This window comes from Paenibacillus turpanensis, from assembly GCF_011421635.1.
GTDB classification, from domain to species: Bacteria; Bacillota; Bacilli; order Paenibacillales; family YIM-B00363; genus Paenibacillus_AK; species Paenibacillus_AK turpanensis.
The window spans coordinates 80,155-95,258 of sequence record NZ_WTLI01000005.1; the positions used below are offsets into that span (position 1 = coordinate 80,155).

The following is a 15,104-nucleotide window of genomic DNA, read 5'->3' on the forward strand; positions in this document are numbered from 1 at the left end:
AATGTCCCCCTTGAAATATAAATATATGTGGTGAAGCTGTAAAACCTATAGTTAGCAGTCGCGTAACTTTCTTACGCCAAATCCAACTCTTGGCCCGCGACTTCCTTTACTCTCGCCTTTGTTCTGCGAATGAGCGAGATGGATACAACCAACAGCATAGCAGCTGCAATAAGAATACCTAACGCAATCGGTTTCTGAACAAATATGAGCCAGTTACCGTTCGACATCGCCATCGATTGTTGGAAGGATGATTCCAGGATTGGACCTAATATGAAACAAAGGATGAGCGGAACGACAGGCCAACGGAACTTATGAAGCACATAACCGATTACGCCAAAGATCAGTGCAATGAACACGTCAAACAAGCTATTTCGCACGGTGTAGGAACCGATAATACTAAGAGTTAAGATGATTGGTGCCATGACGCCGAAAGGGATTTTTGTCAACTTCGCCCACATTCCAACTAACGGAAGGTTCAGCAAAAGCAGCATTAGATTTCCAACAAACATACTCGCGATGATCGTCCATACGAAGCTTCCGTTTTGTTCAAACAGTACCGGTCCCGGCTGTAAGCCGTAAATCATTAGACCAGCTAACAGGATCGCAAGCGGAGGAGAACTTGGAATGCCTAGCGCCAATAACGGTATGAAACCGGAGGAGCTTGTTGAGTTATTCGCTGCTTCGGGGGCCGCAACACCTTCGATTGCACCCTTTCCAAAGCGCTCGGGCGTTTTCGAAACCTTCTTTTCGACATCATAAGCAAGAAAGGTCGTCACAGCAGTAGAGCAACCGGGCAACAAACCGAGCAAAAACCCAAGTACACTGCCACGCAAGGCTGCCGGAGTACTTTGCTTCAGATCAGATACACTCGGATACACACTTCCGATACTGTCCGGAGAGATAGCTACTTTTTTCTCATCGAGCCCCTTCAATACCTCAGCTATGGCGAACAACCCGATAATAATGCTGATCATCTCCAATCCCCCGGTCATTGTCTGGTTTCCGAAGTCGAAGCGTGGACTACCGGAAGGACCCATCCCGACCATCGACAGCATATAGCCAAACAACCCCATAATTAATCCTTTAAGCAACGAGTTGCCTGCAAGATTCACAATTACGGTTAGAGCCAGTATCATGAGAGCAAAATATTCCGCAGGACCAAATTTTAAAGCCTGATCAGCAAGCAGAGGTGCAAAGAATACAAGCCCAACTACACCTAACGTGCCTGCAACAAAGGATGCGATCGCTGCGATTCCTAATGCCGGTCCTCCCTTCCCTTGCTTCGCAAGCGGATACCCGTCAAGACAAGTTGGAACAGAGGAGACTTCCCCAGGGATATTAAGCAGAATGGCTGTTGTAGAGCCTCCATACATTGCACCGTAATAGATTCCTGCCAGCATAATAATTCCCTGAGTCGGCTCTAGGATCGTTGTTAACGGTAGGAGAATCGCAATGGCAGAAGTTGGTCCAAGACCTGGGAGCATCCCAACAAGCGTCCCTACCATGGCACCAAGTACCGCCATCAGAAGGTTCATCGGCGTAAGAGCCTCCACGAAACCATTCATGAGCATTGAAATTGTTTCCATTAATTATTTCCTCCTCTACCAGCCGAAGATCCCGTCAGGGAAAGGCATTTGTAACCAATAAATAAACAATAGATATAAAGCGATAATGGAAACGCTTCCAAATAATGCGGATTTTAATACCCCGTAGTCCCCGATTATTTTAAACAAAGTAACAAGTAACAGAAAGGTGCTCAAAACATAACCTAGCACAGGGAGCAAAACGTAATACAAGAACAATAATCCAATTACAATACATAGATTTCTCATTGCTTTTCCGCTAGGAAAATCTACTGTAAACTTCTCACCCCTGTCCTTCAGCGCAACGAGCACTAACCCTAGCACGATCATGGCAACACCGATCAATGCGGGAAATGTATGATCTCCAACGAAGATGTTCATCCGGTTCGGATATTGTTTCACAGCTTCAAAGATCGAGAAGACTCCAAACCCGGCGGTGATGAACCCTCCAACTGTATCTTGATGTAACAACCGCTTGGCCATACGCCCACCCCCAAATAATTGTAATCGCTTTCATTTTCTTATGATGATAATCATATGATGGGATGGCGAGAAAGGAAAGTTTCTTAAAGTTTCTTTAGCATTATGTAACTAAAGTAAATAAGCGACCTCATTGGCCGCTTACAGATATCCTTGGATTTTATGAATTTTCTCTTCATTCACACGATACCTGGTCACCGGTCGGCCAACCGAGCCATAATTGGTCTCAGAAGTGAGAATTTCGAGATAGGAGAAAAAATATAGATATTTTTGGATTGATACCCTAGATATCCCGCAGCTAATCGCCACCTCTTCAGCTGTGAACGGTTTGCCTCTGGCTTGGAGATCGTCCCATATACGAGCCATTGTGTTTCGGGTCAACCCCTTGGGGAGTTCGGAAGTAGGAGCCGAAGGTGAACCCATATCTCTATAAAAAAGGTGTTTATCAAGCTCTTCTTGTGACAAGCGATCCTTATTCTCCATAAACCTTCGGTCTTCCTTGTATCCTTCCAGTGCGTTCTGGAATCGTTCATATTCGAAAGGCTTGATTAAATAATCAACAGCGCCGTATCGAAGTGCCCTTCTAATACTCTGCATATCGCTGGCAGCGCTGATAACAATGACATCGATGGCTTTACCTGAATTTAGTATCTGCATGAGCAGCTCGAGCCCATTCTTTCCAGGCATAAAGATATCGAGCAAAATCAGATCAATACTGTGTTTTTGGATCGCCTCAAGGGCATCCTTAACGTTTGAGGCCATCGCAACAATGGTATATCCTTGGATACGTTCAAGGTATCGCTTATTTAATTCAGCTACCATGGGGTCATCCTCAATAATTAACACTTGTATCATTCCTGATCGATCCCTTCATATGGAATCTGAACTTCGAAGGTTGAACCTTTTCCTTCTTGCGAGCTTACCTGCAAGCGGCCTCCAAGAAGCTCAACACTGTGTTTTACCAAGGAAAGGCCAATCCCCCTATGATCTCCCTTTGTAGAATATCCGCTCATAAAGATCTGTTCCCTATTGGTTTCCGTTAAGCCAGGTCCTGTATCTGTGATACGAACCAGCAAATTACGGTCACCATCCCAATTCAAGTGAATGACTACGGTTCCTGCACCGAATTCTTGAACCGCCTGTAGTGCATTGTCAACAAGATTTCCCATTATCGTAATCAACTCGTGTGTGATATGTGGATCCCTGGGTTCAGGCAATACCGAATCTATAATTAGGGTTAATTCTGTGCCCATCTCTCGTGCGTAGCTGAGCTTCCCAAGGATAAACCCCGCAAGAACGGGATCGCGAATGGAACGAACGACCGTTCCGACCTCCTGCTGATGTTTTTTCGTAATCTGCTTGATGTATTCAATCAACCGTTCATAAGCACCAAGCTCCATCATTCCTAAAATTACGTGAAGCTTATTCATAAACTCATGCGTTTGTGTACGAAGTGCTTCGACGTACATCTGAACGCCTGTTAGCTTTTCGGCGAGTTGATTCACTTCTGACTTGTCACGGAAGGTAGAGATTGCTCCCACGATTGATCCATCCAAAATAATAGGGGTACGATTGACAACCCAGATGTTGCCGTTAATCATCTGCTCTTGGTCGTACTCTGCTTCACCCGTCTGCAACACAATGGACAGACGTGAGTTTGGCAAATATTTATCGATATTTTTACCAAGATAATTCGGATCAAGTCCTGCTTCCCGGAACAACCGCTGTGCCTCCATATTTGCTACCGTGATTTTTGCATCTCTATTTACTGCGATAATTCCTTCCCTGGTTGACTCCAGCATCGCGCTGCGTTCTTTAAGCAGCCTTGATATCTCTCTTGGTTCCAAGCCGAACAGGATTTTGCGGATACGCCAAGCAAGGAAAAACGCCCCGACAACTCCGATCATACCTCCAGTCGCTATACCACCCATAATGGTAAGTCGGTTATCGGTAATCTCGTCTTTTACGTTCACAAGTAAAATGCCGACGGCTACGACTCCTAATTGCTCCCCGTCTGAACGAAAAATAGGTGTGAAGGCCCGAAGAGACAAACCAAGCGTCCCTTCAGCTGTGGATACATACTCCTCACCCTGCAGCGCTCTCTTCTCATCCCCGCCGACGAAGAGTTGTCCCACACGCAACGGGTTAGGATGCGATTTTCGGATCCCGTTCATATTCATTACAACAATATAATCTACATCTGTAGCCTTGCGAATCCGGTTCGCGAATTCCTGGATCTCGCCCTCGCCCCGCTCCCCGGATAAACTCTCAATAACCAAGGTCGAGTTTGCCATCATTTTGGCTACGTACGATACTTTCTCCTGTTTATTTGTGCTAATAATGTCAGCCATAATGTTGCTGATCAACATGTCTGTAACAAATAATGCCAGGATAAAGACGCTGGAGATCAGCAAAATGATTGTTGTTTGTAACCGCAAAAATGTATGCACCTCCCCTCCATCCCTTATTTTTCCCTCATAGTATTACAAATATCAAACACATAAAGCAGAACCAAAACGAGCATACTAGACATGCGGTAATACGTTAAGGAGATATTCGTATGTCGGGAGAGTTGGTTGAGATAAGACTTAAATAACCTGTTCTGAAATATATTGTGATAAATGCTTTTAATGATGACCCTTCTGCAATAGGCTTTTGAACATATCTCTAACTTCCAACGAAAACTAAATCCCAATAAAAAAAGGCGCAAAGTGAAATGCTTGCACCTTTTCAAGGTTACTGTTTCAAGTTATAACTTAACTCGCTTCAAACGCAGTGCATTGCTTACCACAGACAAGGAGCTGAACGCCATAGCCGCCCCTGCTATCCATGGTGTTAACAGACCGGCCGCCGCAATCTGCACACCTATAATATTATAAATAAAAGCCCAAAAGAGGTTTTGTTTAATATTTTTCATGGTGGATTTAGATAATCGAATCGCCGTATTTATGCTTCTTAAATCCCCACGTATGAGGGTGATATCCCCGGTTTCGATGGCAATATCAGAGCCTGTACCCATGGACATACCGATATTCGCTGTCGCTAATGCAGGCGCATCGTTGATTCCATCCCCTACCATAGCGACAACATACCCTTGCTCCTGCAATTTTTTAATCTCTTCCGCTTTCCCTTCCGGCAATACCTCCGCAATTACGCGAGAAACACCTACTTCTTTGCCGATTGTTTCTGCTGTTCGCTGATTATCACCGGTTAACATCACAACATGGAGTCCGAGAGCTTTCAATTCCTCGATCGCTATCTTTGAATGCTCCTTCACAGTATCCGCAACGGCGATCACAGCTGACAAGGCACCATCTACAGCCATAAACATCGCGGTTTTCCCTTGCATCTCAAGCTCCTCTACTCGCTGCTGCGAAGGAGAGATATCAATACCATGGTTCTTCATTAATTTGCGAGTACCTAGCAACACCTGCTGCCCTTGGACCGTGGCCTCCACGCCATGTCCTGGAATCGCTAAAAATTGTTCCGGATCCGGGATAACATCAAACAGCGCCTTCCCGGCGGAAACAATGGCCTCCGCTAGAGGATGTTCAGAACGCTTTTCTGCGATGGAGGCAATTAGCAGGAGTTCGTCATTATATTCATCTTGAAAAGGAATCAGTTCAGTTAATACAGGCTTTCCGTGGGTGATCGTACCGGTTTTATCTAAGACGACTGCCGTTATTTTATGAGCTTTTTCGAGCGCTTCAGCTGATTTGAATAAGATTCCGTTTTCCGCCCCCTTCCCCGTTCCAACCATTAGGGAGGTTGGTGTGGCTAAGCCAAGTGCACAAGGACAGGCAATTACTAAGATCGAAACAAAGCTAATTAAGCCCGGTGTGATTTGGTAAGGTGTGATGAAGAAATACCAGACCAAAAAAGTAAGAATGGATATTCCAATAATAATAAACGCAAAATATCCAGAAATTAAATCGGCCAAGCGTTGTATGGGAGCCTTCGAGCCCTGCGCTTCCTCTACGACCTTCACGATTTGCGCCAAAGCAGTATCCTTGCCTACCCGTGTTGCCTTAAAGGTAAAGGTCCCATGCTTGTTAATCGTTGCACCGATCACATGATCTTCGATCTTCTTTTCAACGGGGACACTCTCTCCGGTCAACATAGACTCATCAATTGTGGAATGTCCTTCGACTAAAATCCCGTCAACGGGTATCTTTTCACCTGGCCGAACGATGATAAGATCTCCTACACTGACCTCCTCAATCGCGATGTCCTGTTCTACTCCGTTTCGGATCACTCTGGCTGTTTTGGCCTGCATACCTAACAGCTTTTTTATTGCTTCCGAGGTTTTACCTCTTGCAATGTATTCCATCGTTTTTCCGAGTAGGACCAATGTAATAATGATTGCACTTGCTTCAAAATAAACATGATGCTGCCCCATAAAGGTAAGCACTACACTATATAAGTAGGCCGCCGTCGTTCCTAGTACAACAAGAACATCCATATTCGCGGATCTGCTCTTCAGATTTTTATAGGCGCCTACGTAAAAGTTCCAGCCAGCAATAAATTGAACTGGGGTCGCCAGCGCCATTTGAAACCATGGATTATACAAGATCGCAGGGTACGGAGGAATCACGCCCATCATACCAAACATGTAAATCATAAACGGTGATGTCAAAACAATCGAAAAAGTTAACAGCCTCATTTTTTTCTGGACAACGAGGTCTCTTCTTTCCTCTTGAACCAGTGTGCTTGAGCTTTCTTTAATTTCTCTGGCTTTATAGCCGAGACGTTCAATACTCTCCACGACTTCAGAGGATTCCATAGGCAAATGATAGTGGACCGTTACTTTCTTCGTCGCTAAGTTGACATTGGCTTCTTGCACTCCGTTCAATTTCTTCAGTGTCTTCTCAATCCGATTCACGCAAGCAGAGCAGGTCATGCCTTCAATTGAAAATTCCGCCTTGGAAGTCGGAACCTTATATCCTAAGGATTCAATTTTTTGAACGATATGAGCGGCATCTGTTTGACTCGGACCAAACGAAATATTGGCTTTTTCGCTGGCCATATTTACGGCGGTTTCCTGAACCCCATCCATTTTTGAAACGGCTTTCTCAATACGCTGAACGCAGGAGGAGCATGTCATCCCTTCTACCGGAAGAGTAATCTGTTCAATCTTGCTGTTTTCTATCATGATTCCACCTTCCCCTCAGTTATCGGATTATAATCGTACCTGTATACATCCCCATTCCACATGTAAAAGTGTAGGTGCCGGGCTTCGGATCTTTTAGCGTGATATAGTTGTGGCCTTCCTCAAGAAGCGCATTAATCCCTAATTCTTTCGAAATGATTTGCCGTAAACAGCCTGTCCTGCTTTCCGTTACAAAATCAATCATAACCGGCGTTGACGTTCCTGCCTTTAGTGCTACGTCTTGTTTGCCGTATCCGGAAGGGGTGACGGGGATGCTGGCAATTTGTACGCCTTCGTTTCCGTTCAATATGTGCTGTACCTCTGTAGCGCCGGTCGTTACCTCTTCCGGAGAAGAAAGAGCAGCTCTCCCCTTCTCTACAAATAATAAGGCAGCGATTAAAACAATTCCCGCCAAAAGACCAATGACACTGCCCAAAAACGGTTTTGACATTTTTGCGCTTTGACTGCTCTTCCTTCCCGATTCTTCATCGATCAACTGGTTAAGAACAGACATGATGAAAATGAACAGGATGTCTACAAACAGCAACATAATCTCCGAGGATACAGTGAGCATCGCCCCGAGCATGGCCCCCATCATACCGCCCATAATTGCGGCCAGCATTCCATCCATCGCAGCCATGAGGCTGATCGGTTTACCCGACGCATACCCTGCGAGCATTCCGGCTAAAATGGCCGTAATTGTCGGAATCGTTAAATCAGGTTGAGCTACAACCCCAAGGATGACGCCCAAGGCAATACTCGACATCATGGCAATGGTCATCGATATCATCATTCCGGCCATACAAGTTAATCGTTCCCTTTGCTTGTAGGTATGAAACACAGAATGAATGGTGAAAAACAAAACGATTCCAATACTTATCACGGTAATCATCGACTTCAGTTACTCCTCTACGTATTTTCAATTTTCGAAAAGAGTATACCGAAAAAATATGATGAAAGTGTGATGAGTTAAAATTGAAGTCTCCAACTGTAATAGTAAAAAAGCGAAAAGGCAGAGCCTTTCCGCTTTTGAACATTTCACTACTATTTTAAGAAAAAGCACGCTTTTGCTGATCCAGTTCAACAACCGTAGCATCGGGTCTTTTTAGGGCTTCCATCTCCAGCATTAATTTTTGATTTTGCTCCATTAGTTCGGCCATTCGAATTTGTAATTGCTGTATTTCATGATGGCCGGCATCCGTTTGTGCAGCATCTTTCGGATTCTTGTTTCCGCTGAACAGGCCTCTCATGCACAATAGCATCATTAGCGGACAAGCAAGCAGCGCTAAAAATGACCAATCCATTAGATGTCCTCCCTAATACGTATTGTTGAAGTCTACTCTTCCTGTGCGTATTTATCCATGAATGTACTACAGGATTTCATCATTTCTTGACCTTCCGGCGTATTCATCGCGTTCATCATTTTCTGCATGCCGGGATTGTCCATCGGATTCATTATCCCTGACGTTTCCATTTCTTTTGGTTGACTTTCGATCGCATTTGATTCAGCTGCCAAGACGGATTGACCTGCAATGAGTACGGCCGCAAGGGTGAAGGTTGCCATCAACATGGTTTTCTTGTTTTTCATGGGGTTTCCCTCCTTGTTATTGCTTACAGAGATAATTATATCGAAGCTTTGTGATGAAACCGTGATGAGCTTGTGTTGAATAAGTGTGTTTTACTGAGGCTTCGACGTGCCTCTTCCTTTGGCAATGATACTTGTCCATGTTGCGGCTCCATCTTGGGTAACATAAGCGTCATTCTGAAAGGTCATAATAGCCATCTCATTCGGACGTGCCGGATGTTGTCCGATAAACGCGATGGCATCGTTTGTCATCGGTGGGATGTTTAGGTTTTGTATGCTCCCTCTTGCTAGATCAATAGCAACCAGAGACGGCTCCAGCTGAATACCGGCAGCGTATAATGTCCCTTTCAGATTAAAAAACACGGAGGTTCCTTCCCCGATGGAGCTAATCCTTGTAAAAGAATCCCCGTAATTCGTTGAGACAAAGATGCCTTGATCTGTTCCGACCGCCATCGTTCCAGAATCTGTTGGATGAACAGCTAACGTTGCGGGTTGACCGACAAGTCCCTCTACCTTGCTCTTCGTCCAGCTTTTCGCTTCATCGGTGGAATAATGAAGGCCAAGCTCGCTCATGGCTTGATTCGGCAATGGATTGAAAACATAGATGGCGTGCGATTGATATCCGACACTCATGCCATGGAAGTCAATCTCACCGTATAACGCTAACGGTTCAAAGCTTTCTCCTTCGTTCGTGCTCTTCACGATGCCGAAAGGATTTTTCTTGTTGGAACCGGGAGCCGGATGTCCGCTGCTGTAGAAGCCGTCATCTACCATCGAGAACCCCATATAGTCGTGCTTCTCTCCGGCCGGTAAGCTCCATTGCCCATTTTCATAAACTCGAAGACCGTCATGAACGGCAAAGAACAGCTTGCTGCCGTCCGCTGAATAGCTCATCCCATGAGCGTGATCGATCGAGATCCGGTCGAGCAATCTGGGCTCCGAAACTTCACCGGTTTTGTTCGCATTAAAGACCACAACACCACTGACGACCAATGCTGACAAAGAGAGCAGTGTCGCCCATTTCAAGATATTGCTTAGCCGGGTGAGTTGATTGCGTCGGACTCGTTCCTCTTGGGCTCGTACATGTTTCAAACGTGCTGCTTTGCTGCGTGAAACCAGAAATGCAATAAGAAGAAGGATGGAAATTCCCAGCATTCCATAAAAAAACACATTTGCCCAGAGCACTTCCTTTTGATGCTCGTCTTCCGTGCCGTGTGCAAATACTTGTGCTGGAAGGGACCCAACCGCAATAAGGATGAGAGGTGATATTTTTCGAATCGTATTCATTTCGGATCTCCTTTTTTTCGTTTCAAGATGATTAGTATCAATCCGATGATGACTAGCGGCATAACAATCAGCGTACAAATTTGGACAAAATTACTCCAATATTGGCCGCCTGATGGAGCCATCATCGTGGCTGACATCGTCAAGCATGACAATCCGAGCAGAACAAGCCCAATCGCAATCGTCCATTCTATCCATTTCAAGGCTTCTCACTCCCAATCGGCAAACGAATGTCAAATCGCGTTCCTACGTTTACCTTGCTTTTAACTGTAATCGTACCCTCGAGTATCTCGACTAACTGTTTTACGATGGCAAGGCCTAAGCCGGTTCCCCCGTAATTTCTGGACCTCGATTTTTCAACACGATAAAAGCGTTCAAATATTCGGCTTACCTCTTCTTCAGCCATTCCAACGCCAGTATCTTCGACCACGATTGTGTAGTAAGGTGTCTTAGGTTCATATCGAACCTCTGCTCGGATCTGTCCGTTTTGAGAATATCGAATCGCATTATCGAGCAGGTTTATCACGATTTGTTCCAATCGCAAGCCATCGGCATATGCATAAGGCATGTGGTCCGGAAGCACCGTCTCGATATCAAGACCCTTCGCTCTCGCCTTCAGCTCGTGCTTTTGCACAATCGTTCGAATGAGCTCCGGGATCTCCAGCCATTCCGGATACAAGCTAATTTTTCCTTCTTCCATTTTAGAAAGCTGAAAGAGGTCGTCAATCAGCCGGGACATTCGAATGGATTCGTGATAAATGATATCCAAATATTGCTTCTTCTCTGCTTCGTTATCGACCACATCGTCCCGAAGTACTTTTGCATACCCCTCCAGATAGGTGATCGGCGTCCGAAGCTCATGGGATACGTTGGCTAAAAATTCGCTGCGGGAATCCCGGTAATGCTGTAAATCTATGGCCAAATCATTAATTGCAGCAGCTAAAGAGCCCACCTCGTCACTGGATGGGATCTCTACCCGCGTTTCAAGCTTCCCCTGCGCAATTTTGCGAGTAGCCTGTTCCATCTGGATTAATGGGCCGGAAAGCTTCTTGGAAACGATAAAGGTTAGTCCTAAAGCCATAAGAAAAGCACCAACACTCGATAATATCATGAGATGTCGAACCTTTTGAATCGATAGATCAAGCCCGCTTACCGATGAGAATACATAAACGACTCCCAGCAGGCGGCCTTCAGCCAAAATCGGTTCCCCGGCCCCTAAAAACCGCTCGCCCGAAGCTGGATTCGTGAGAATGATCTGTTCCGTCCCCCCGGCAGCAAACCGGATTTGTTTCCTCACGGAAAGCGGAAAGGTGTCCCCCGTCCAGTCCATGTTAGAGCTGCCGACAATTTGTTGTTTGGTGTCGACCATAATCATCTTCACGTCAGAGAATGTTGACATTTTTTCAAGCATTTCGATTGTCGTGGAATGGGGACTGGTGACAACGGCTTGAGCATATCGCTTGGCAAGACTTCCGATTTCCTGCTGAACTTGATTGGTATAGAAGTTGGAAAAAATTTGGTTCATAACAAAACCTAGAGGCAACAAAATAATCAGCACCAAAAGGATGATGGCTCCGCCAAGCTTCCATATGATCGAATGGGTAGGCATCTTTTATACCTCAACGGGTTCGAATTTGTACCCCACTCCCCAAACCGTTTGGATCGGGGAATAGGGTAAGCCGTTTGAACGAAGTTTTTCCCGCAGATTTTTAACATGGGTATCCACCGTGCGTGTATCTCCGAGGAAGTCGATTCCCCACACTTGCTCTAAACATACTTCCCGTGTATAAGCCCGGTTCGGATGCTCTGCAAAGAAATGCAGTAAGTCAAACTCCTTCGGAGTAAAATCGACGGCCTGGCCTTGAACCTTGACGAGCCTTGCCTCTGGCAAAATCTCCAAATCGAGATACTCAATTTGCTTCACCGATGCGGACATTTCCTCATTGGACTGAGCTCTACGCAGCAAAGCGAAAACGCGCGCGATCAATTCATCCGGTTCAAACGGCTTTACGATATAGTCATCGGCCCCAATAGTAAGCCCCTGCACTTTGTCTTTGGTGTCTGTCCGAGCCGTCAGCATAATAACAGGAATTTGCATGGTTTGACGAATTCGTTTGCAAACCTCCCAACCGTCCATACCCGGCATCATGACATCCAATATGATCAGATCATACCCATGTTGATTCAGCAGATGAAGCGCTTCATGTCCGTTCGCTGCTTCAGTAACCTCGAACCCATTTTTCATTAAATATAGACGAAGCAAATTTCGCAAATTCCATTCGTCATCGACGATCAGGATTTGTATTTTCGACATGAAATCACTTCCTTTCTATGTCATCGGACCTGGAACATATACGAGGTAGGATGCACTTTCCGTCTTCCCCTCCGCTGAATTTTTCCATACTTTCAGAGTCATCGTACCCGGACTGTGAAATAAATTGCCGGTCACCTTAAAGGTCGTGTCATGGATCCGAAATGCCTCGTATTCGTCCGTCCATCCCGAGGAGGAGGAAATCGTTACCTGCACATGATCTAAATGAACTCCCTCCCGAATGTGAACGATAACATCATTGGCTCCCGCTTGCAGTGGTGTTACCGTTAGCTTTTCGATAAATTCGCTTTCTTGTGTCTGCAGTATTACACCCTGCCGCGCTTCATCCGGTGACACATCCACGAGTACGGAGGTAACCAAAAGCAGTACAGCCAAGAGCGTGATTTCGATCCCGATATTCCGACGAAACAGGCGGGAGGAAACGACCGAAATCCACGAGGCTATCCGTTTTCTTTGCCAAACGCCAATGGACACGGTTGCAAGGAACAAGACTAGTTTAAGCAGAAACATTTTTCCCCAATCACTTGTCCATAAGCTGTATAGCGTAAAAACGGGAACATACTTCATGGTCAAGCCAATTCCCGATAAAGCTAACGCCAGAACACTCCCCAACGCCCAGGCAGAAAATCTCTTTGCGCTCTGAAGCATTTCCTCCTCTGTGGGGATCCGAAGCAGCAGGAATGCTGCAAGTCCGCCAAACCAAACCGATGCGGAAAACACATGAATGCCGTCCAATACGAATGTCCAAAGCCCTCCATTGTCGGGTACAGCCGAATGTCCCGCAGCAACCCAGCATAATATTGCAGCGGTGATTAGAAGGTTTCGAATGATAACCATTCGGTACAAGAAACCACTTAATATCAGGAATAAAAGCTGTAGGAAGAGGACAATGACAAATGAAAAACTAAAAAATTCGTTCCATGCAACATCGGAATACGTGAAACGAGCGGCCAGCAGCTCCAGAAGGATCATAGATCCTGTCCATCCATATAGCAGCGGGATCGTGTGTTTCCAGCGAAATGTTGAGATTGCAGTGATCGCTCGTTGAAACCATATGATGCCGGCTACCGCTAATAATCCAAGGTAGGTAAACCAATGAGTGAACGTGGACAACGTCAGCTTACTCCATAAAGAAGCTTGTTCGAAAGCAGCTGTCCCTGTGATCGAGGTTACTTTCCCCACGGCAAAGTACCTCACATCGTATTTTTGATAATCGCCAATTCGCACCTGCGAATGAATGGAATACGTCCCTTCAGCTAGCGGTTGAGCCAGCTTCGCAATCCAGTGGAGACGGTTAGTTTCCTGCTGCATAGCTTTTTGAACCGGAACGGCTTGCTGCCGATCATTCAGGATTGAAAATACGACCAATTCAACCTCCTCGGTGTACCAAAGCTCAATGGTTTCTGGAGACGCAGAGAGAATAGTGCCGTTTCCCGGACTCACGTTGTCAAGCCGCAGGCTTTGAAATCGTTCTTCCTCGGTACGTTCCGGAGCCTTAACCATGAAGCTGTAGCTCTCAGTTAACGGATGACCGTCCAATGCGACCACTTCAATGTTTACCGTATAGATGCCTGGCTTCATTTCTCCGATGATTTCCGCCCATACATGCTTCGCATCGTTGACGTCAGCTTGAGCTGGTTTCAGGCTGACAGCCACTCCCTTCTCGTTCTTCACTTTTATTGAATTTAGATGAATCTCAACCGGGTCCTCAAACCAAAGCTCAATTCTCGCTGGCGCCTCCGAGATGATTTCCTGAACCCCCGGACTACGCTGAGCAATGGGAGAATGAGCGTTTATTGTTGAAGGAGGAATGAGAAACAATAAAATATAAAACAAAATGAATGGTTTTCCAGTGTTCATCTATAACCTCCATAAAAGCTAAAGCGATATCAACCAGTAGGTCATTGTGTCCGCGATCCCAAGCCCGAGTAAAAGAAAGCCGAGTCCTCTTTGCAAAACGCTTCCCCATCGTTTACTCCAGCGTACCATCTTCTGATCGAGTCCAAAGACTACAGCTAGTCCGGTAAACAGTAAAAAAGGCATCGCGGTACCCACAGCAAAAATCGAAGGCAATACATAACCCCAAGACGAACCGATATTTAATGGTATTAACGTTCCATAAAATAAGACGAACATCGTAGGACAGAAGCCGAGGGAAAAGGAAGCGCCAAGGAAGAATGCGCCACTCTTTCCGCCGAGCTTTCTTGAATGTTTTTGTAGGAAATGAGATAAATTCAACCCAACCACTATTGGAATCCGAATAAATCCTAGGAAAAAAGCACCGATGATAATCAAGAGTGGGCCCAGTAATTTTCTGCTCCATGAAAATATCGGGATCAATTCGTTAGCAAGCTCCCTTCCTAACCATGAAAATAGGATTTCTAGACCAGTAAACACAACAACTTTCCCCACAAGATACAGACCTGCCTCTTGCCAAACATGCTTGTTCTGCATGTGACGATTTGCAAAATACATTGTCGCTGCGGCATTCGCTGAAATTTGACATGGCGCAACCGCACCAACAAACCCAAGAAACAGAGCAGACAAAAGCGCGATATCCGTTTGTGCTGCTAGAAATAAGGGGCCGCTAAAAAAGTAGCTGATTTTGCTAAAAAACTCATACATCTAAATTGTTCCCTCAACGATCCATGACGTAATCAAATAAAACTCCTCAGTTGCGAATTATAAATG

General features: G+C 45.6%; 14 protein-coding genes. All 14 read right to left on the reverse strand.

Features of this window, described 5'->3' with window-relative positions; all coding sequences use genetic code 11:
• Window positions 1–71: 71 nt before the first annotated feature.
• The 14 genes from GQS10_RS06105 to GQS10_RS06170 all read right to left on the reverse strand — a co-directional run bounded on the left by GQS10_RS06105 (window position 72) and on the right by GQS10_RS06170 (window position 15,038).
• Window positions 72–1,586 carry a tripartite tricarboxylate transporter permease gene (locus GQS10_RS06105; RefSeq protein ID WP_166240114.1) on the reverse strand — a complete coding sequence of 505 codons (1,515 nt, stop codon included), beginning with the start codon at window positions 1,584–1,586 and terminating at the stop codon, window positions 72–74.
• Between the two features lie 15 nt (window positions 1,587–1,601).
• Complete coding sequence (locus GQS10_RS06110) at window positions 1,602–2,066, reverse strand: tripartite tricarboxylate transporter TctB family protein (protein WP_166240116.1); 465 nt, start codon at window positions 2,064–2,066, stop codon at window positions 1,602–1,604.
• A gap of 138 nt (window positions 2,067–2,204) precedes the next feature.
• Entirely contained in the window at window positions 2,205–2,918 is a 714-nt protein-coding gene (locus GQS10_RS06115; RefSeq protein WP_166240118.1) for a response regulator, read from the reverse strand.
• Window positions 2,915–4,501, reverse strand: coding sequence for a DcuS/MalK family sensor histidine kinase (dcuS, locus tag GQS10_RS06120; RefSeq protein ID WP_207952162.1), 1,587 nt, complete (start codon window positions 4,499–4,501; stop codon window positions 2,915–2,917). Before dcuS ends, GQS10_RS06115 begins: the two co-directional genes overlap by 4 nt.
• Before the next feature lie 311 nt (window positions 4,502–4,812).
• The gene (locus GQS10_RS06125) at window positions 4,813–7,215 is read right to left on the reverse strand and encodes a heavy metal translocating P-type ATPase (protein WP_166240122.1); all 2,403 of its coding nucleotides are present in this window, start codon (window positions 7,213–7,215) and stop codon (window positions 4,813–4,815) included.
• Window positions 7,216–7,234: 19 nt separating this feature from the next.
• Window positions 7,235–8,104 carry a cupredoxin domain-containing protein gene (locus GQS10_RS06130; RefSeq protein WP_166240124.1) on the reverse strand — a complete coding sequence of 290 codons (870 nt, stop codon included), beginning with the start codon at window positions 8,102–8,104 and terminating at the stop codon, window positions 7,235–7,237.
• Between the two features lie 157 nt (window positions 8,105–8,261).
• The gene (locus GQS10_RS06135; RefSeq protein ID WP_166240126.1) at window positions 8,262–8,516 is read right to left on the reverse strand and encodes a DUF2933 domain-containing protein; all 255 of its coding nucleotides are present in this window, start codon (window positions 8,514–8,516) and stop codon (window positions 8,262–8,264) included.
• A 32-nt stretch (window positions 8,517–8,548) separates the two neighbouring features.
• On the reverse strand, window positions 8,549–8,800 hold the full coding sequence (locus GQS10_RS06140; protein ID WP_166240128.1) for a hypothetical protein: 252 nt from the start codon (window positions 8,798–8,800) through the stop codon (window positions 8,549–8,551).
• A 90-nt stretch (window positions 8,801–8,890) separates the two neighbouring features.
• Window positions 8,891–10,084 (reverse strand): F510_1955 family glycosylhydrolase, encoded by a 1,194-nt coding sequence (locus tag GQS10_RS06145; RefSeq protein WP_166240130.1) that lies wholly within the window; start codon window positions 10,082–10,084, stop codon window positions 8,891–8,893.
• Window positions 10,081–10,284, reverse strand: coding sequence for a hypothetical protein (locus tag GQS10_RS06150; RefSeq protein ID WP_166240132.1), 204 nt, complete (start codon window positions 10,282–10,284; stop codon window positions 10,081–10,083). The genes GQS10_RS06145 and GQS10_RS06150 overlap by 4 nt, the downstream gene beginning before the upstream one ends.
• Window positions 10,281–11,606, reverse strand: a complete 1,326-nt coding sequence (locus tag GQS10_RS06155) for a sensor histidine kinase (RefSeq protein WP_207952163.1) — start codon at window positions 11,604–11,606, stop codon at window positions 10,281–10,283. The genes GQS10_RS06150 and GQS10_RS06155 overlap by 4 nt, the downstream gene beginning before the upstream one ends.
• 87 nt (window positions 11,607–11,693) lie before the next feature.
• The gene (locus tag GQS10_RS06160) at window positions 11,694–12,395 is read right to left on the reverse strand and encodes a response regulator transcription factor (RefSeq protein ID WP_166240135.1); all 702 of its coding nucleotides are present in this window, start codon (window positions 12,393–12,395) and stop codon (window positions 11,694–11,696) included.
• 15 nt (window positions 12,396–12,410) lie between these two features.
• Window positions 12,411–14,273 carry a copper resistance protein CopC gene (locus GQS10_RS06165; RefSeq protein WP_166240137.1) on the reverse strand — a complete coding sequence of 621 codons (1,863 nt, stop codon included), beginning with the start codon at window positions 14,271–14,273 and terminating at the stop codon, window positions 12,411–12,413.
• A gap of 18 nt (window positions 14,274–14,291) precedes the next feature.
• Complete coding sequence (locus GQS10_RS06170; protein ID WP_166240139.1) at window positions 14,292–15,038, reverse strand: cytochrome c biogenesis CcdA family protein; 747 nt, start codon at window positions 15,036–15,038, stop codon at window positions 14,292–14,294.
• Between the last annotated feature and the right edge of the window lie 66 nt (window positions 15,039–15,104).